General features: G+C 50.4%; 18 protein-coding genes. 6 read left to right on the top strand and 12 right to left on the bottom strand.

All coding sequences use genetic code 11. The features are described 5' to 3' along the window. Positions 1-128: 128 nt before the first annotated feature. The 4 genes from araH to HV311_RS09945 all read right to left on the bottom strand — a co-directional run bounded on the left by araH (position 129) and on the right by HV311_RS09945 (position 4,679). Positions 129-1,172 carry an L-arabinose ABC transporter permease AraH gene (gene araH / locus HV311_RS09960; RefSeq protein WP_191221189.1) on the bottom strand — a complete coding sequence of 348 codons (1,044 nt, stop codon included), beginning with the start codon at positions 1,170-1,172 and terminating at the stop codon, positions 129-131. Positions 1,173-1,186: 14 nt separating this feature from the next. Continuing rightward, on the bottom strand, positions 1,187-2,701 hold the full coding sequence (araG, locus tag HV311_RS09955) for an arabinose ABC transporter ATP-binding protein AraG (RefSeq protein WP_191221029.1): 1,515 nt from the start codon (positions 2,699-2,701) through the stop codon (positions 1,187-1,189). 115 nt (positions 2,702-2,816) lie between these two features. Next, the gene (locus HV311_RS09950) at positions 2,817-3,806 is read right to left on the bottom strand and encodes an arabinose ABC transporter substrate-binding protein (RefSeq protein WP_016156818.1); all 990 of its coding nucleotides are present in this window, start codon (positions 3,804-3,806) and stop codon (positions 2,817-2,819) included. A 315-nt stretch (positions 3,807-4,121) separates the two neighbouring features. Continuing rightward, positions 4,122-4,679, bottom strand: a complete 558-nt coding sequence (locus HV311_RS09945; protein WP_019077051.1) for a DJ-1/PfpI family protein — start codon at positions 4,677-4,679, stop codon at positions 4,122-4,124. Positions 4,680-5,232: 553 nt separating this feature from the next. Between HV311_RS09945 and HV311_RS09940 the strand changes: the two genes are divergently transcribed. After that, positions 5,233-5,736 (top strand): non-heme ferritin-like protein, encoded by a 504-nt coding sequence (locus HV311_RS09940; RefSeq protein ID WP_016153451.1) that lies wholly within the window; start codon positions 5,233-5,235, stop codon positions 5,734-5,736. A gap of 138 nt (positions 5,737-5,874) precedes the next feature. On the opposite strand, the gene HV311_RS09935 is transcribed toward HV311_RS09940, so the two are convergent. After that, the gene (locus tag HV311_RS09935; protein ID WP_016153452.1) at positions 5,875-6,126 is read right to left on the bottom strand and encodes a DUF2766 family protein; all 252 of its coding nucleotides are present in this window, start codon (positions 6,124-6,126) and stop codon (positions 5,875-5,877) included. Positions 6,127-6,254: 128 nt separating this feature from the next. Here HV311_RS09935 and HV311_RS09930 point away from each other — a divergent pair, with 128 nt between their 5' ends. Then, positions 6,255-7,676, top strand: a complete 1,422-nt coding sequence (locus tag HV311_RS09930) for an MFS transporter (RefSeq protein WP_191221028.1) — start codon at positions 6,255-6,257, stop codon at positions 7,674-7,676. A 33-nt stretch (positions 7,677-7,709) separates the two neighbouring features. Here the strand turns inward: HV311_RS09930 and HV311_RS09925 are convergent, their stop codons facing one another. Next, positions 7,710-8,348 carry an RpiB/LacA/LacB family sugar-phosphate isomerase gene (locus tag HV311_RS09925; protein ID WP_016153454.1) on the bottom strand — a complete coding sequence of 213 codons (639 nt, stop codon included), beginning with the start codon at positions 8,346-8,348 and terminating at the stop codon, positions 7,710-7,712. A gap of 268 nt (positions 8,349-8,616) precedes the next feature. Between HV311_RS09925 and yecR the strand changes: the two genes are divergently transcribed. Then, positions 8,617-8,952: a YecR family lipoprotein gene (gene yecR, locus HV311_RS09920; RefSeq protein WP_191221027.1), complete on the top strand. Its 336-nt coding sequence runs from the start codon at positions 8,617-8,619 to the stop codon at positions 8,950-8,952. 194 nt (positions 8,953-9,146) lie between these two features. After that, positions 9,147-9,644, top strand: a complete 498-nt coding sequence (ftnA, locus tag HV311_RS09915) for a non-heme ferritin (protein WP_016153456.1) — start codon at positions 9,147-9,149, stop codon at positions 9,642-9,644. A 45-nt stretch (positions 9,645-9,689) separates the two neighbouring features. Here the strand turns inward: ftnA and HV311_RS09910 are convergent, their stop codons facing one another. Next, a complete protein-coding gene (locus tag HV311_RS09910) occupies positions 9,690-9,929 on the bottom strand; it encodes a YecH family metal-binding protein (protein ID WP_016153457.1) in 240 nt (79 codons plus the stop codon). A gap of 225 nt (positions 9,930-10,154) precedes the next feature. Between HV311_RS09910 and tyrP the strand changes: the two genes are divergently transcribed. Continuing rightward, a complete protein-coding gene (tyrP, locus tag HV311_RS09905) occupies positions 10,155-11,366 on the top strand; it encodes a tyrosine transporter TyrP (protein WP_019077056.1) in 1,212 nt (403 codons plus the stop codon). Positions 11,367-11,394: 28 nt separating this feature from the next. Here the strand turns inward: tyrP and HV311_RS09900 are convergent, their stop codons facing one another. The 5 genes from HV311_RS09900 to HV311_RS09880 form a co-directional block, all read right to left on the bottom strand. Continuing rightward, complete coding sequence (locus HV311_RS09900; protein WP_191221026.1) at positions 11,395-12,060, bottom strand: YecA/YgfB family protein; 666 nt, start codon at positions 12,058-12,060, stop codon at positions 11,395-11,397. Between the two features lie 209 nt (positions 12,061-12,269). Beyond that, positions 12,270-12,551 carry a heavy-metal-associated domain-containing protein gene (locus HV311_RS09895; protein ID WP_181633577.1) on the bottom strand — a complete coding sequence of 94 codons (282 nt, stop codon included), beginning with the start codon at positions 12,549-12,551 and terminating at the stop codon, positions 12,270-12,272. Continuing rightward, positions 12,548-12,904, bottom strand: coding sequence for a mercuric transporter MerT family protein (locus HV311_RS09890; RefSeq protein ID WP_181633576.1), 357 nt, complete (start codon positions 12,902-12,904; stop codon positions 12,548-12,550). Before HV311_RS09890 ends, HV311_RS09895 begins: the two co-directional genes overlap by 4 nt. After that, the gene (locus HV311_RS09885; RefSeq protein ID WP_191221025.1) at positions 12,882-14,024 is read right to left on the bottom strand and encodes a transglutaminase-like domain-containing protein; all 1,143 of its coding nucleotides are present in this window, start codon (positions 14,022-14,024) and stop codon (positions 12,882-12,884) included. The genes HV311_RS09890 and HV311_RS09885 overlap by 23 nt, the downstream gene beginning before the upstream one ends. A gap of 206 nt (positions 14,025-14,230) precedes the next feature. After that, complete coding sequence (locus HV311_RS09880) at positions 14,231-14,701, bottom strand: SRPBCC family protein (RefSeq protein ID WP_191221024.1); 471 nt, start codon at positions 14,699-14,701, stop codon at positions 14,231-14,233. 396 nt (positions 14,702-15,097) lie between these two features. On the opposite strand from HV311_RS09880, the gene HV311_RS09875 reads away from it, so the two are divergent. Next, positions 15,098-15,439, top strand: coding sequence for a hypothetical protein (locus tag HV311_RS09875; RefSeq protein WP_016153464.1), 342 nt, complete (start codon positions 15,098-15,100; stop codon positions 15,437-15,439). The last annotated feature ends 329 nt before the right edge of the window (positions 15,440-15,768 follow it).

Genomic DNA, 15,768 nt, shown 5'->3' with positions numbered 1-15,768 from the left:
TATATATGATGTATGACGGATATAAGTATAGACAGTGTGACCATGCTCGCCATTTGGAAAAACAATCGCCAGCCGGGTAGCGGCTGGCGATGAGCTAAAGCTAGACTAAAAAGTTGGGGTTAAAATCATCAAACAGTACGCTTCGCTTTTTGCTTGTAACGGTCGAAGATCACCGCCGCCAGCAGGATCAGACCACGTACGACATACTGTGCGAACGGAGAGATGTTCAGCAGGTTCATTGCATTCTCAACCGTTCCCAGAATCAACACCCCGGCCACCACATATGAGATTTTTCCGATGCCGCCTTTAAGCGAAACGCCCCCTAACACGCACGCGGAAATCACGATCAGCTCATAGCCGATTGAGGTCATTGGCTGGCCGCTGGTCATACGAGATGCGAGGATAATCCCGGCGATGGCGGATACCAGCCCGGACAGAATAAAGATAATAATTTTGGTACGAACGACCGGAACCCCAGCCAGACGTGCCGCCTCTTCATTCCCCCCAATGGCCAGCGTGTTACGGCCAAACGTGGTTTTATTGAGCAGTAAGCCAAAAACGATGAAACAGACGACCGTGATCCAGATAGGTGCCGGCAGACCAAACCAGTTGGCGTAGCCGAGAGTGAAGAAGCGCTCGTCTTCAATCCCTACCGCCTTACCGTCGGAAATAATGTAGGCCAGACCACGCACAATCTGCATCGTCGCAAGGGTCGTGATCAGGGCGTTAATTTTCAGCCGTGCAATCACGAACCCATTCACCAGACCACATAGAATACCGAGCAGTAGCCCGGCAGCCACGCCAATCCACAGGCTTTCGGTCATATTAATGACCACGGCTGTAGTGACCCCGGCGCAGGCAATCCACAGGCTTTCGGTCATATTAATGACCACGGCTGTAGTGACCCCGGCGCAGGCAATCACGGAGGCAACGGACAGGTCGAAGTCACCGGATGCCAGGCAAAACAGCATCCCACACGCGACCATACCCGACATCGATACCGCCAGCCCCAGCCCCTTCATGTTGATGAAAGTGGCAAAGTTAGGCACAAAGAGGGAACAAACCAGGAACAGCGCGGCGAACACGACCAGCATCCCGTATTGATCCCAAATGCGACCAAGATTTAGCGCCGACTTTGCAGCACCTGAACCCGATGTTGAAACGGAAGACATCATTCTCTCCTTATTCAGGCTACAGCCTGGCTAACTTTTGGCATAGCAAGGCTTAACGCCTGGCGCTCATCCGCCTGTTCATGAAGTAACTCACCGGCAATTTCGCCTTCTCTCATCACCACAATACGGTCGGCGACACCGAGCACTTCTGGCAGATCGCTGGAAGCAAACAGCACGGCCACGCCGCGCGCCGCGAGGGCATAAATCACGTTATAAATTTCATGCTTGGCGCCCACATCAATACCGCGTGTAGGTTCGTCCAGCAAAATCACTTTCATCTCTTCCGATAACCAACGGCCGAGAATAGCCTTCTGTTGATTACCGCCGGAGAGGTTCATAATCAGTTGCTCCGCGCCCGGCGTTTTAATATTGAGTGAGCGAATATGGTGATCGGCATTGGTCTCTTCCCAGCCGTTGTTGATCACGCATCCGCCCAGAACATGTTTACGACGGGCACTGATGTTGATGTTGTTACGCACCGAATGGACCGGAATGATCCCTTCAGCCTTGCGATCTTCTGGGCACAGCATCATCCCCGCTTCAATGGCGTGGCTCGGTTTACGGATATCAATAGGCTGTTCATCGATAAACACCTGGCCTGCCGTGATACGCGTGCCGCCAAACAGACCTTTCATTAATTCGCTACGTCCGGCGCCCACCAGTCCAAACAATCCAACAATTTCACCACTGTGCACCGATAAACTGATCGGGGTACGCACGCCAGGGGCTTTGACGTCATGCAAACGCAGGCGCTCTGCACCATAAGGTCTGGATTTCCAGCCATAAATATCACCGAGGTCGCGTCCGACCATCGCCTGCACCAGCGCGTCGTGATCGACCTGCTGCATATCCGTGAACGTTTTGACGTAATGACCATCTTTAAACACGGTGATGGCATCGCTAAGGGCAAAGATCTCCTCCATACGGTGCGAAACGTACAGGATGATGCGCCCTTCGTTGCGTAGCTCACGGATGACGCGAAACAGATTCTCAATCTCGCGCGCTGAAAGGGAGCTGGTCGGTTCATCAAACGCGATAATTTTGGCGTTGCGCGCCAGCGCTTTCGCGATCTCCACCATCTGCCATTGACCAATGGAGAGGTATTTCAACGGCGTATCGGGATCGATATCCATGCCCAGATGCTTGAGCTGGAGACCCGCTTCATAGTTCAGCAGCGAGCGGTTCACAATTCCGCCTTTGTGCGGCATCTGCCCTAAATAAATATTCTCGGCAACGGTCATTTCCGGGACGAGATGCAGCTCCTGATAAATAATGGCAACACCGGCGTTCAGCGCGGCATTGGTGTCCGCAAACGAAACCTCTTGTCCACGGATCGCCAAAGATCCCGTCGTTGGCGCATAGTTGCCGCTGAGAATTTTTAATAGTGTTGATTTCCCGGCGCCATTTTCGCCCATCAGCGCATGCACCTGACCGGCATAGCAGTCGAAACTGATATCCGTGAGCGCTTTAACGCCGGGGAACGTTTTGCCAATGCCGCGAAATGAGAGATACGAGGTAGACTGTTGCATAACGTCTCCGTGAGTCAGATCTTTATGCCGGATAGCGGTTTTGCCTTATCCGGCCTACTGAGTACGCAATTCGTAGGCCGGATAAGACGCGTTGGCGTCGCATCCGGCATTTGTGTTATTTACCGCCTAAGCCTTTCTTCGCCAGTTCTTCTTTAAAGTTATCGCGGGTAATCAGCACCACATCCGTCACTTCAGTAAACGCCGGTGGCTCTGCCCCTTTCGTTACCCAGTTGTAGAGCATCTCACTTGATTTGTAGCCGTGAACGTCCGGGCTTGGCAGGAGTGAACCGTAGAACCCGGTCGCTTCGCCTTTGGAGAGTTCGCTCACGGCATCAACGCCGTTGATGCCGATACCAATCACATTCGGCGCTTTGAAGCCCTGCCCTTCGGTCGCACGTACGCCGCCCAGCACGGTGTTGTCGTTCATGCCAACAATCAGCCAGTGTTTGACTTCAGGGTGCTGAACCAGCATGGAGTTAGCGGCATCGAATGCCCCGGGGATGTCATTCGATTTTGTGGGGACCTGGTAGATCTGTTTTTCCGGGAAGCCTGCGGCTTTAAGCGCGTCCATTGAACCCGATGTACGGCGACGCGCGGTATCGAGTTCATTCGCGGTAATGGCCATTACGGCTGTGGATTTCACATCCCAACCACGCTTTTGCATCTCCTTATACAGCTCCTGGCCCTGGCGCTCACCAATTTTGGTTGCAGCCATCATCACCAGCGGCACGGTATCCATCGGCTTACCTTTGGCGTTAGCAAACTGGTCATCGACGGCAATGACTTTCATATCGTAGCCCCGCGCCTTGGCCATAATGGCAGGTCCGAGTTTGGGGTCCGGCGTACAAATCACAAACCCTTTTGCGCCACTTGCAGCCAGGCTGTCGATGGCGTTAAGGGTCTTCTCACCATCCGGGACGGCAATTTTAATCACCTCAAAGCCAAGGTCTTTACCGGCTTTATCGGCAAATTTCCATTCAGTCTGGAACCACGGTTCTTCCGGTTGTTTGACCAGGAAACCGAGCTTCATGGATTCAGCGATAGCGGATTGTGACATAATGGCAGCCAGACCGATGGCAGCCAGCGCTTTAGTGAATTTGTGCATGGTTAACTCCAGCTTTAACGTTCTTTTATGTAGGGTAAAATCAGACGATTTTTTGTAATTCGGACGTAAAACAAGGCATTACCTTTTAGTGATAAGATCAATGCCAGTGCTGAGAGTAGTTTTAGCGGGAAATTGATTCTCCATAAGAGAGCGGCATCACACCACAGAATTACAGTAATTGCGTACATAAATTCAGCGGGAAATGACATAAAAAAACGCGGTTTTGTCGACGGGAAAAAAGAGGGATAGCAGATTAATCCATAACATCAGCCAACGAATCCTTGTTCCCGAATACCGAAGCATTCGGGAACATGATTACCATCGGTAATAAATGTGGTCAGCGTGATCGCGAACCGGAATGTCATCTCCCAGCAGGCGCGCCGCAAGCGTCAACGCAAAATCGAAAATATGCCCTAATCCTTTGCCGCTAATCAGATTGCCATCTTCAACAACCGGCGCATCGATATATTCTCCATCCGTGACGTTTTGCCACAGATCTCCTGAGCAAACATAGCGACGCCCCTTCAGCAGACCGTTGCCGCCCAACACGCGCGCGGCCGCAGAACATACCGGGCAAATGAGCTTTCCTGCCTGATCATGACGAGATACAAACTGGATGACCGCCTCACTGGCGGCAAGATTAACGCTGCCCTGCGGCCCGCCAGGCAATACGACGGCATCGTAGAGATATGTCTGGCGCGCGGCCAGCGTGCTATCCATCACCATCGGTACGTCATGATAACTCACCACCGCACGTGACTCTGCGCAGGCCAGGGTTTCGACTTCGATATTCAGGCGACGCAGAATATCCAGGGTAACAATCGCCTCCGCCTCTTCAAAACCGGGTGCCAGCAGCACCGCAACCTTCTTCATATGTAACTCCTTGCTTAATCCACATAAACGAAACAATTAATGACGACCAGTGCAGACTGTTAAATTTCTCAATTTGATTAAAACTGATCTGGCGCAAAAAATTAGCCATCAGATAATTTGTACTAATCCATCCCGATCGTGAAATTGCCTTTCAACTTGGGCAGATAATCATCAGATGCCAGACAATACCTTATTGTGGAATTTAATTTTGTGATATGAAACACCATTTCATTATCATAAAAATCATTTAATGACATAAATTTCAATCCCTTACATTCATGTCATCTATATACCAAAACAGCAGAAGCATGAATACTGTTATGACAATATGTAAAAAAACATAAATACGCAGATTTAAGGATTTTCTTATACCAGGGCAAGCGTTATGCTGAATCTCGATCGGAGCGAATATAATTCGTAATCACTAAAGGACCGGCGGAACGGATTTATTCTGCTAACAGTTTTAATTGTACGTAGAGGTGAAGTGCAGCGGCAGCCCGCTGTGCTGGCGTGAGTAACGTACATCCCCCTTTCTGGAAATAAGGATATTGATATGGCTGCAGTTGGAATTGTTCATAAACTCAATACACAAATGAACCTCGAGTTCTACGCCTCGAATCTTTACCTGCATCTCAGCGAATGGTGCTACGAGCATAGCCTGACAGGTACAGCCACGTTTCTACGCACGCAGGCGCAAGGTAACGTGACTCAAATGATGCGTATGTTCAATTTTATGAAAAGTGCCGGGGCTAATCCCATCGTCAAGGCCATGGATGTGCCGGGTGATGAACTGAGTTCCCTTGAAGAATTGTTTCAGAAAACGTTGGATGAATATCAACAGCGCTCGAGTAAACTCTCGCGTTTAACCAATGAAGCTGAAGCATTAAACGATGCGCCAACCATTGATTTTCTTCACGATCTGGAAAAAGAGCAGCAGCAGGATGGCGTGCTGTTACAGACGATTCTTGATGAAGTCCGCAGCGCCAAACGCGCGGGGTTGTGCATGGCGCAAACCGATAAGCACTTGCTCAACGTCGTTAACTACCAGCATCACTAATCTTCAGTTTTCATCGCGTTTATGCCGGATAACGATGCTGCGCACCTTATCCGGTCAACCTCTGATTTTCCCTGGCACGCGCCTCCCATTCTGCGAGGCGCAAAAAAACCTTTCTAAAACCTGAAACAACGGTTTATTTTAGTGGGATTCGTTCTGCGGCGTGAATTTCAACTCGATCAAGGCAACCGCTTTTTGTATTGCGCGCATAGTGACCGGATCGGCCCCTGCAGGATGGCTGGAAAAATCGATGTTTTTCAGTTGGCTGGACATTTTTTCCCGAACTTCTACCGGGGCAATAACATCAAGAACATCAAGAATTTGCTTGATAACCAGCTGACAGGCAACAACGTCCGAGAGCAGTTCCTGATCGGCATTCAATGTTTGGGACATAGTGAGCTCCTTATAGAAAGGTCGTCATAGTACCTATTCAGCGATCGAAACGATAGCCGCGCGCACATTACAAATGCCCTGAAAATAAAAAAGGTCCAGTCAGTTTCTTTTGAGATGGCAAGCACAACATGAGTGAACAGTTAGCGGTTGAGAACCAACGCGGTCTTTCCCCGGCAGCAAAACTTGTTGCCGGGGCTTTCTTTATGGAATTTATTGACGGCACGGTGATTGCCACAGCCCTACCCGACATGGCCAAAAGCTTTGGCGTACAGGCGGTAGACCTGAACATTGGTATCAGCGCCTACTTGATCACCCTCGCGGTGCTTATCCCCGCCAGCGGCTGGATTGCGGATCGCTTCGGCGCCCGAAAAGTGTTTACCCTGGCGCTGGCGATTTTTACTCTCGCTTCGGTTTTATGCGGTTTGTCCGAAAGCCTTGAGAGCTTTGTAGCAATGCGAATTTTACAGGGTGTAGGTGGCGCGCTAATGGTTCCTGTTGGCCGTCTCGCGGTACTGCGCACCACGCCTAAACATCAGTTGATCACCGCTATTGCGACCCTGACCTGGCCCGCATTAGTCGCGCCTATCATCGGGCCACCGCTAGGAGGTTTCATTACCAGCTATGCTAACTGGCGTTGGATCTTCTTTATTAACGTACCGCTGGGAATTTTGGCGATCGCGCTGGCGCTACGTTTTATCCCGGATATTCATGACGACGAGCGCCGTCCATTTGATATAGCGGGTTTTATCGCGACCTCAGTTGCGATGGTTAGCCTGGTGTATGCCATGGAGTTACTGGGAACCCAGCAGCCGCAGAGCTGGCTAACCGCCGGGCTGCTGGCGCTAGGAACCGTGACCTTTCTGTTTGCCCTGCATCATTTTCGTCGCACTACCTGGCCGATGATTCGTCTTGATGCCATGAGCGTCCCTACTTTTCGCGTCACCCTGTACGGCGGGTCACTATTTCGTGCATCTATTAGCGCTGTACCATTTCTGCTGCCGTTAATGTTCCAGGTCGGTTTTGGCATGAACGCTTTTCACGCGGGTTCGCTGGTTCTGGCGGTGTTTGTGGGCAATCTGACGATAAAACCTGCCACCACACCGTTGATACGCTGGCTGGGCTTTAAGAAACTGCTGTTAATCAACGGTGCGCTAAACGTCCTGGCGCTGTTGGCCTGTGCATTAATTACGCCGCAGACCCCGGTGTGGGTTATTTTGTTGGTGTTGTATCTGGGCGGCGTGTTCCGCTCAATTCAGTTTACCGGCATCAGCACGCTTGCCTTTGCGGACGTCCCCGGACCACAAATGAGCTACGCCAATACGCTGTTCAGTACGGCAACACAATTAGCGGTAGGCTTGGGCATTTCGTTGGCCGCTATCGGGATCCGTATCGGTGATGAGGTGAGTGAATGGCTGGCGTTAGGCAATATTCCGGGGATCAGTTTCCGGCTGGCCTTTGTCGCTATTGCGATTATTTGTCTGGTAGGTATGGTTGATACGCTGCGGCTTGCCCATGATGCTGGAAGCGCGGTATCTAGCAAGAACAAATAGCCCGGCAGGCGAACACCGCCGGGCCAACAGGATTTAGCCAACTATCTCGCGTACAAACGCTTCGATCGCTTTGTCCTGGCAGTTTTCAAAGAAGCACTGCTGGAAGCGCGGACCAGATACGGCGGTTTTTACCAGTTCAGGATCGATAGCGCGCAGAGTGTCCAGATAGTTTTCTTTTACCACCGCTGCTTTCACCTGGTTCAGAATACCCGCGTTACGCACCTGCGGCTCTTTACGCTCTGGTGGATACCCTTCGCCGTTACGACCAGTGAATGCTTTTTCAAACATATAGCGCACATTCAGCTCAGCACCCCAGCCAAAACCTTTGGCGAATGCCAGAGAAAGCGCATTCCCGTTGTTGATCTGAGAGAACAAGAATGCGTCTGCCGGATCGAGACAGTAACCGCACACCACGCCCGGATGAATATTCAGTGACATCATTGCCCCCTGACCCGTACCGCAACCCGTAACCACAAAATCCACGGCTTTGGAATTGAGCAGGATGCTGGCCATAATCCCTAAATGGATGTAGGTCAGATGATGGTCATTTTCGTCGCTCATCCCGACGTTATACACTGGAAAACCTTTCTCATCCGCAACGGCTTTAAGCTCGTTATGAATGATGGCATTTTTGCTTGCCTGGCTGTTTTCCATCATCAATGCAATTTTCATTCTGTAATCTCCTGAATGCGCTGCGGAGGCCCGCTGAAAGTCATAACATTCAGGCCACATTACTATTTTGCAAACTCACTTTCAAATTTAATGAAATTTTGTTTTATAAAATAATGAGGTGCTCACATTTTTTCTGAGACAGCTCAGAATAGCCTCAATAAAATGACGTCGTTGCGATTAATCGCAGGTGATCTTCAGGCTATTCAAGCCATTGATGCGCCACCACATATGCCATGATAGCCTATCTCCGAACTTTCAGAGCGATCACATGAAGACCTTTATCCTTGCCCTTTTGCCGCTCGTGCTGACAGGATGCACTATTACTAAACAGGCGCAGGTCAGCGAAGCCAGTGCCATCACCGGCGTCGTTCGCCTGACCTACAACCAGACCATGCTACAAACGGCGCGTACTGATGACTACGTTACCCAAGGTACAGCCACCAAAGAGTGTCAGCGCCTGGGTTATGCCAACGCCATGGCGTTTGGTCAGCCGGTGTCAACCTGTAGCGTATATGCCGGTTCTCTGTGCTTAAATACCAAAATCACGCTCGCCTGGCAGTGTCACGGCGTTGCGGTATCCCAGTCGCCTGCCTTCAATTATTAATATTTTCGACCAGCACATTATTGCTGGTCTTCTGCCTTTTCATTTTTTATATTCTCCGCTTAATAGCGTTAATGCGTTTTATTCCCATTCGCATTTTTAATAAATAAATTTATTATTTTACCTTTTGCAAATAATTAAATAACAAATTATAGTGACGCCACGCTAATATATAATAACGTTTGTGGAGCATAACCATGCTGAAAACAGAAATGATCGACCAACTGAATGAGCAAATGAACCTTGAATTATATTCATCTCTGCTCTACCAACAGATGAGCGCGTGGTGCAGCTATCACAGCTTTGAAGGCGCCGCCGCGTTTTTACGCCGTCACGCCCAGGAAGAGATGACGCATATGCAGCGTCTGTTTGACTACCTGACCGATACTGGCAGCTTGCCGTGTATTAACACCGTCCCTTCCCCCTTTGCTGAATATGCGTCTCTGGACGAACTGTTCCGTGTTACTTACGAACACGAGCAGTTGATCACCCAGAAAATTAATGAGCTGGCACACGCGGCAATGACCCACCAGGATTATCCGACGTTTAATTTCCTGCAATGGTATGTTGCCGAGCAGCATGAAGAAGAGAAATTATTTAAATCTGTCATTGATAAGTTATCGCTGGCAGGGAAAAGTGGCGAAGGTCTTTATTTCATCGATAAAGAACTGGCTACGCTTGATACACAGAATTAATGTTGTGGGGTAATGAAGGCAACCCGCCATCATTACCCGCTAAAATCAGTGACGGCAGATCTTGCTTTCGTGCGTAGAGAAGCCGTCTTCTTTTGCAATAAATTTTCCCTTCGCCGCTAAAAACGCCACCAGCTCGGCTGCCGACATATCCGCCGCAGAACAGGTGTGAAAACGAGCCTGCTCGCCAAACCGTGCCGTAATCGCCGCTTCAAGGCTGGCATTTGAATACTGCTCGCCAGATTCAATCATCATGTTGAGCACTTCGTGACCGTGAATAGATTCCATACTACCTCCTCAATAAAGTCCGTAGCCTAATGTGAACGGCACGGCCTTGCTTTGCGCTAACGCAGGTTTACCCGCAGATAAATATCATTTGTGATACATCTTAACGCGCCAAACATCGTAAAGATTAATGTACATTCATTGTAACGGTGATTTGACGAAAATAGCGTTTTGCCTTACCCTGCGCCGCAGATATAACCGTTGATTATCTCTGGGACAGAGGAAAGCGTGAAAAACAGAACCCTGGGTAGTATTTTTATCGTGGCGGGAACCACGATTGGTGCCGGTATGTTGGCAATGCCGCTGGCCGCGGCAGGCGTGGGGTTTAGCGTCACGCTGGTATTGTTAGTGAGTCTTTGGGCGCTAATGTGCTACACCGCGCTGTTGCTGCTTGAAGTGTATCAACACGTACCGGCAGACACCGGGTTGGGTACGCTGGCAAAACGTTATCTTGGTCGTTACGGACAATGGGTAACGGGCTTTAGCATGATGTTTTTAATGTACGCGCTGACGGCGGCGTATATCAGTGGCGCTGGTGAGTTGCTGGCTTCCAGCATCAGCGACTGGACCGGGACAACGCTCTCCCCGACAACAGGCGTACTGCTGTTCACCTTTGTTGCCGGTGGCGTGGTTTGCGTTGGCACATCTTTGGTCGATCTGTTCAACCGTCTGTTGTTCAGTGCCAAGATAATCTTCCTGGTGGTGATGCTGGCCCTGTTAATGCCGCATATCCATAAAGTAAACCTGCTTACGTTACCGCTTCAGCAGGGGCTGGCACTGTCTGCAATCCCGGTTATCTTCACTTCGTTCGGTTTTCACGGCAGCGTCCCCAGTATCGTCAGCTATATGAACGGTAACATCCGTAAACTGCGTTGGGTGTTTATCACCGGGAGCGCCATTCCGCTAGTCGCCTATATCTTCTGGCAACTGGCCACGCTTGGCAGTATTAACTCCTCAACGTTCATGGGGCTGTTAGCCAACCACGCTGGTTTAAACGGTTTATTACAAGCATTACGTGAAGTCGTGGCTTCGCCGCACGTCGAACTGGCGGTGCATCTGTTTGCCGACCTTGCGCTGGCAACCTCTTTCCTCGGCGTCGCATTGGGATTATTTGACTACCTGGCCGACCTCTTCCAGCGCCGCAATACCGTAGCAGGAAGAATGCAAACCGGCGTGGTGACCTTCCTGCCGCCGCTGGCATTCGCGCTGTTCTATCCGCGTGGTTTCGTCATGGCCCTGGGGTATGCGGGCGTTGCCCTGGCGGTGCTGGCGCTGCTCATTCCCTCGATGCTGGCATGGCAGAGCAGAAAACAGAATCCACAGGCTAAATATCGCGTGGCAGGGGGTGCTCCGGCGCTGGCGCTGGTATTTTTGTGCGGCATTGTGGTGATAGCCGTACAGTTTTCTATTGCAGCAGGATTACTACCGGAAGTGGGTTAAAACAAAAGGGGCTTAACGCCCCTTTTTCTTAATGCAAACAGCACTGCTTATATTTTTTACCGCTACCGCACGGACAAGGGTCATTGCGCCCTACCTTGGCATCCACTTTGACCGGTACTTTAATCGGCGTTTCCTGGGGATGCGCCATCCAGTAAGCATGCAGATCCAGCGCCGCCAGGCGGATGGCATCCACGCTCTCTTCGAACACTTCTGGCGTCATTTTCTCAACGACCGCAAAGTTTTCTTCCGTACCGTGCAGCGCAATAGCCTCGAGCGCCGGTTTTAACGAGTCTGGTAACGCGGACCAGTCCGACAGTGCGACGCCGCGCATATAACCAAAACACCACTCTTCAACGATGGTCAGTTCATGCTCGTCAATTTCACGCAAACCAAACAGCGGCTCAAACTGCTCAGGATATTCATCCAGGCGATCGGCAGTATCCGCCATATGTTGAAACGCCAGGTTCATGAAACGCGTCATTTCTTTTTCGGAGGACCAGCGAGGAACATACTGCGCACCGCCCCAAATAGCGACCAGCCACTGCTCCGGTTCAATTTCATACGGTGAACTCAGTACCGCCGTCAGTAAACCATCCAGTTCTGACACATCCAGAATAGCCTTATCTGTATTGTACTTAGTCAGTACATCATCCAGCCATTCCAGTTCGCTCTCGTTTAATGGTCCCGTTTTCATAACGCTTTTCCTTAGTCAAAAAATCTTGCCTGTGATCATCCTACATGGCTGGAGGGATAACAGATATAAATGGGCATTTGCGGCTTACAGCAGCCGCCTGTTCAGGTTAACAGGAAAAGAGGGGAATTCCGGTAGTTAACGCACAAAAGAGAACACTAAGCCGCCGGGCATCATACCGGGAAAACACAATAAAACCACCCGCAGGTGGTTTACTGTTGTTCAATACGGTTGAGCGTTGCGGTATAGCCCGTTTTCGCTACTGCGTTAAGTAGAATATCGGTTGGGAAACCTTCTGGCACGATGGCTTCTGCCTGCCGGGTTTTGAGAGAGGATTTTGCTTTAATCACGCCGTCGGTTTCACGTAGCGCCTGATTGACCGAAATAACGCATAACGAGCAGGTCATATTTTGTATATCCAGCACCACTTTTTGATTGGCCGCCTGAGCCCACAGCGGCAACAGCAAGCATGCAACTAACGCGAAGATCTTCATTCAAATACCTCATAAAACCAGGCAACAAGCGTTGGGTAAAATAGCACCGGCAAAATCAATGCCAGCGCGCACCAGTAGAGAACGCGCGCTTGCTTCAGAGTTAACCACCCGGAGCACCACAACCGTTTGGAAAAATAGAGCCGCCAGAAGACACGCAGTAATAATCCCAGGGACAGCAGTATCAGAGGAGTTCGCAAAAACTCAAACCGGGTGAAAACGGCGAAGCTCGCCGCCGAAATACCAAACAGCAGGTAAAGTAGCGGTCCAACACAGCATAAGCCAGCGGTGACGGCGGCCGCAGCAGCCGTCAACAGGGTAAGCCCCGCACCTTTAGCGTTGTTCTGTGGCGACATAGCTGTAGGAAAACGCTTTAGGATCATAGAAATTGATCGGGTCGCCATCGACTTCAGCGTAAGGATAACCAAAGTTATTCATGGCCCCCTGCTCCGTTGCCGGATACAACTCGAAATCACGTCCGTAGTTGAATCCAACCCAGTTCATTTCCCAGTTACCAAACAGGTAAGCGTTAACCGCCTGGACATCGGCATCCTGATGCGTTTTTTTCTCTGCCAGACGCATTTTGGTCACGTCAGCAGGATCGCACGGTAACCAACCGTAACCTGCCAGATAGAACTCAGCGCGGCAGTGTTGTCCGCCGCTCACATTGGCAACGCCTGCACTGTCGGCTGTGCCAAAAGCACTTTTCGAGTAACGTTCGAGCTTATTGGCCTTGCCCAGACGGATGCCAAACAGTTCGCGCGCCGGAATACCGCTGGCCCGCGCCAGAGCAACAAAAACGGAGCTCATGTCGGTGCATTTTCCTTTGAGCTTACCGCTTTTTAATATCTCCGCCACATCCCCCGTGCCGCAGCCAATAACGTCGTTGTCACGCTCCATATGGCTGCTGACCCATTCGTAAATCAGGCGCGCTTTTTTCAGCGGATCCTGCTCATTACCGGTGATTTTACGCGCGGTTTCCAGGACCAATCCATCAACTGGGGTATGTGCCGTCGGCAACAGATACGGTTTTACATCCAGCGGATAAATAATCTGCTCAGGTGCCTGCCAGTTTTTCAGCGCGTCCTGCTTCAGCGGTTCCCAGTCGGCGGTTTCAATGTCGATATCAACGTTAACCAACAATTCACCCTGCGAGTCAGCCCAGGTGGCAAACAGCGTTTTCGCGCCGTAGGTATTATTGGTGGTGACGTACGCCTGCTTATAGTTTCCGCTAAAGGCAAGCGCCGTCATTTGTTGAAACGCGGTATCCACCGGTAGCGGGATCCACAGTTTCACCACGCCGCTCGATCCCTCAGGAGGATTAAGTTTATACGTTTGAGATAAGACAAAGCGTCGACGAGCTATTGGCGCAACGGATGGCTCCGCGGCACGTACCGTCTGGCTAATGACTGCAGGGCCGACTAATCCGGCGGCGGAAAGGAGAACGCTATTTTTGAGAAACTGACGACGTTGCATTGTTGTCTGTCCAGGTTGTAAGAGTTGAGCTACGGCTAAAGGGGAAACCGTACGCGATCATCACAGCAGACAGAGGCTGGCATAAAAAGGCGAGTCGATGGAGATTATTCATCAATAACAGACCTGTTAACTGTGAATGAAGTGAGAAACTGCAAGGTCGCTATTAAGCCATTTACAGCCAAAAAAGTACAGCAGCGGAGATACGTTCAGACTATATACACAGTCGTTGCCAGTTTGCAGGCTAACCCTCTTGCCCCCTCGCGCATGACCGTATTGTGATTCCAGCGAAATACAGGTGCTGCCAGCGGGGCAAGATAATTCATCCAGCGGATCGTGGTACGCACATTCCAGTCATATCTGACAATAGTCGCTGTACCATTGGCAGTAAAAGACCATACCCCTCGCCCTTCCACCGCGCCGCTGGCTTGTCCTTCGAGCAATGTGCAAGGCCGTATTTTCAACACATTGATATCAAAGGTTAAGCGATAAGGAAGCGCCCCTTTCCAGGTATAACGATGCAACGCCCCAATACCCCGTAAATCCCCTTTCCTTATCTCAACGATGCGTTCCAGACTTCCCCACCATTCAGGCCACCTATCCGGATGGGAAAAAACATCCCATACCTCCTGAATTGAAGACTCAACCCGCCAGACTGTGGAAAACTGATAGTCAGCCATAGTGCAGGCTCCCTCAAGGCGTGAAAAAATTGACGGGGAAACGGGTGTTGATAACCATAGCATCCAGAAGAACAGTTTCTAATCGCTGCCCATCTGGCGCATAGCTGATCACTTTGGCAGGGAGTCCGTGATAATTATCCAGCCAGATGTCGTAGCGGTGAACGCAACTCGCGGAGAAAATGAGACGCGCATAACCGCCCCCTGTATCGGTACTATCTGTAAACTGGAGTCATCAGCTGTCGACTGTTTTTATTATAGTTCTTAATTGTGCGCCACTCTTCTCCCAGCCCCTCAGACTCCGTACAGGCAACAGGCTTAAATTGTTTATTTTCTATTCAGATGAGATGAAGGTATAAGACTATACTTTAATAGCCATACTTTTAATGGGTATTAATCATGAAACTGCCATCGGTATTTTCATGCGCCGTCCTCGTATTGCTGCTGGCGTCATCGTCTGCCGCAGCCAGCGCGTTACAAAACCAGGCCGCAAGAGAGCAAGAGTTAAGCGCGGCACTTCTTGCAGGAAATGGCGTCATCATCATTGGCGGGACGGATGATTTCGCTTTCACATTCAGGACACGTAACCGAATCCACAGACATTTGGCGATTCAGGATGGCATAGGCGATCCCATCATGATGAATGGTTTTCAGGACCACAACTATAATCCCGCCCGGGATGGCTTTATCAACAACCCAGCCCGGGGAAGGTTTATGTTTAATGCACCGATTCGTCGATAGATTGATTGGCAATGGGGAGTGTGTAGCGGGCGGCTTAACGTATCTGGCAGGCTTACTTGACGCAAAATACCTATGGTTCGTCAAAAGCCGGCACAAAAAAACCACCCGTAGGTGGTTTCGCGACACTGCTTATTGCTTTGATTGTTCTATTCTTTCCCATGGTACCCGGTGTGGGATTTGCCCCCACACAGCACGAACGCCGAACAGTTCAGGATATTTTTCAAGAAGTTAATATGTAACTTACTTCTGCGTAAACACCTTTGTTATTCAGATATGCGGGATCGGAAGTCCGGCAACAGAAAACTGGTGATTCGATTATTTTTAACCTG

The organism is Citrobacter sp. RHBSTW-00881 (assembly GCF_013728515.1).
GTDB lineage: Bacteria > Pseudomonadota > Gammaproteobacteria > Enterobacterales > Enterobacteriaceae > Citrobacter > Citrobacter braakii.
This window is presented reverse-complemented; position numbering and strand designations above follow the sequence as displayed.

Excerpts from the sequence above, each read along its gene's own strand:
- HV311_RS09875 (WP_016153464.1), top strand. The coding sequence starts at position 15,098 with ATGAAACTGCCATCGGTATTTTCATGCGCCGTCCTCGTATTGCTGCTG.
- HV311_RS09880 (WP_191221024.1), bottom strand. The coding sequence starts at position 14,701 with ATGGCTGACTATCAGTTTTCCACAGTCTGGCGGGTTGAGTCTTCAATT.
- yecR (WP_191221027.1), top strand. The coding sequence starts at position 8,617 with ATGAAGACCTTTATCCTTGCCCTTTTGCCGCTCGTGCTGACAGGATGC.
- HV311_RS09950 (WP_016156818.1), bottom strand. The coding sequence starts at position 3,806 with ATGCACAAATTCACTAAAGCGCTGGCTGCCATCGGTCTGGCTGCCATT.
- HV311_RS09890 (WP_181633576.1), bottom strand. The coding sequence starts at position 12,904 with ATGTCGCCACAGAACAACGCTAAAGGTGCGGGGCTTACCCTGTTGACG.
- HV311_RS09930 (WP_191221028.1), top strand. The coding sequence starts at position 6,255 with ATGAGTGAACAGTTAGCGGTTGAGAACCAACGCGGTCTTTCCCCGGCA.
- HV311_RS09910 (WP_016153457.1), bottom strand. The coding sequence starts at position 9,929 with ATGGAATCTATTCACGGTCACGAAGTGCTCAACATGATGATTGAATCT.
- araH (WP_191221189.1), bottom strand. The coding sequence starts at position 1,172 with ATGTCTTCCGTTTCAACATCGGGTTCAGGTGCTGCAAAGTCGGCGCTA.
- HV311_RS09945 (WP_019077051.1), bottom strand. The coding sequence starts at position 4,679 with ATGAAGAAGGTTGCGGTGCTGCTGGCACCCGGTTTTGAAGAGGCGGAG.
- HV311_RS09925 (WP_016153454.1), bottom strand. The coding sequence starts at position 8,348 with ATGAAAATTGCATTGATGATGGAAAACAGCCAGGCAAGCAAAAATGCC.
- araG (WP_191221029.1), bottom strand. The coding sequence starts at position 2,701 with ATGCAACAGTCTACCTCGTATCTCTCATTTCGCGGCATTGGCAAAACG.
- HV311_RS09885 (WP_191221025.1), bottom strand. The coding sequence starts at position 14,024 with ATGCAACGTCGTCAGTTTCTCAAAAATAGCGTTCTCCTTTCCGCCGCC.
- HV311_RS09940 (WP_016153451.1), top strand. The coding sequence starts at position 5,233 with ATGGCTGCAGTTGGAATTGTTCATAAACTCAATACACAAATGAACCTC.
- HV311_RS09935 (WP_016153452.1), bottom strand. The coding sequence starts at position 6,126 with ATGTCCCAAACATTGAATGCCGATCAGGAACTGCTCTCGGACGTTGTT.
- HV311_RS09895 (WP_181633577.1), bottom strand. The coding sequence starts at position 12,551 with ATGAAGATCTTCGCGTTAGTTGCATGCTTGCTGTTGCCGCTGTGGGCT.
- HV311_RS09900 (WP_191221026.1), bottom strand. The coding sequence starts at position 12,060 with ATGAAAACGGGACCATTAAACGAGAGCGAACTGGAATGGCTGGATGAT.
- ftnA (WP_016153456.1), top strand. The coding sequence starts at position 9,147 with ATGCTGAAAACAGAAATGATCGACCAACTGAATGAGCAAATGAACCTT.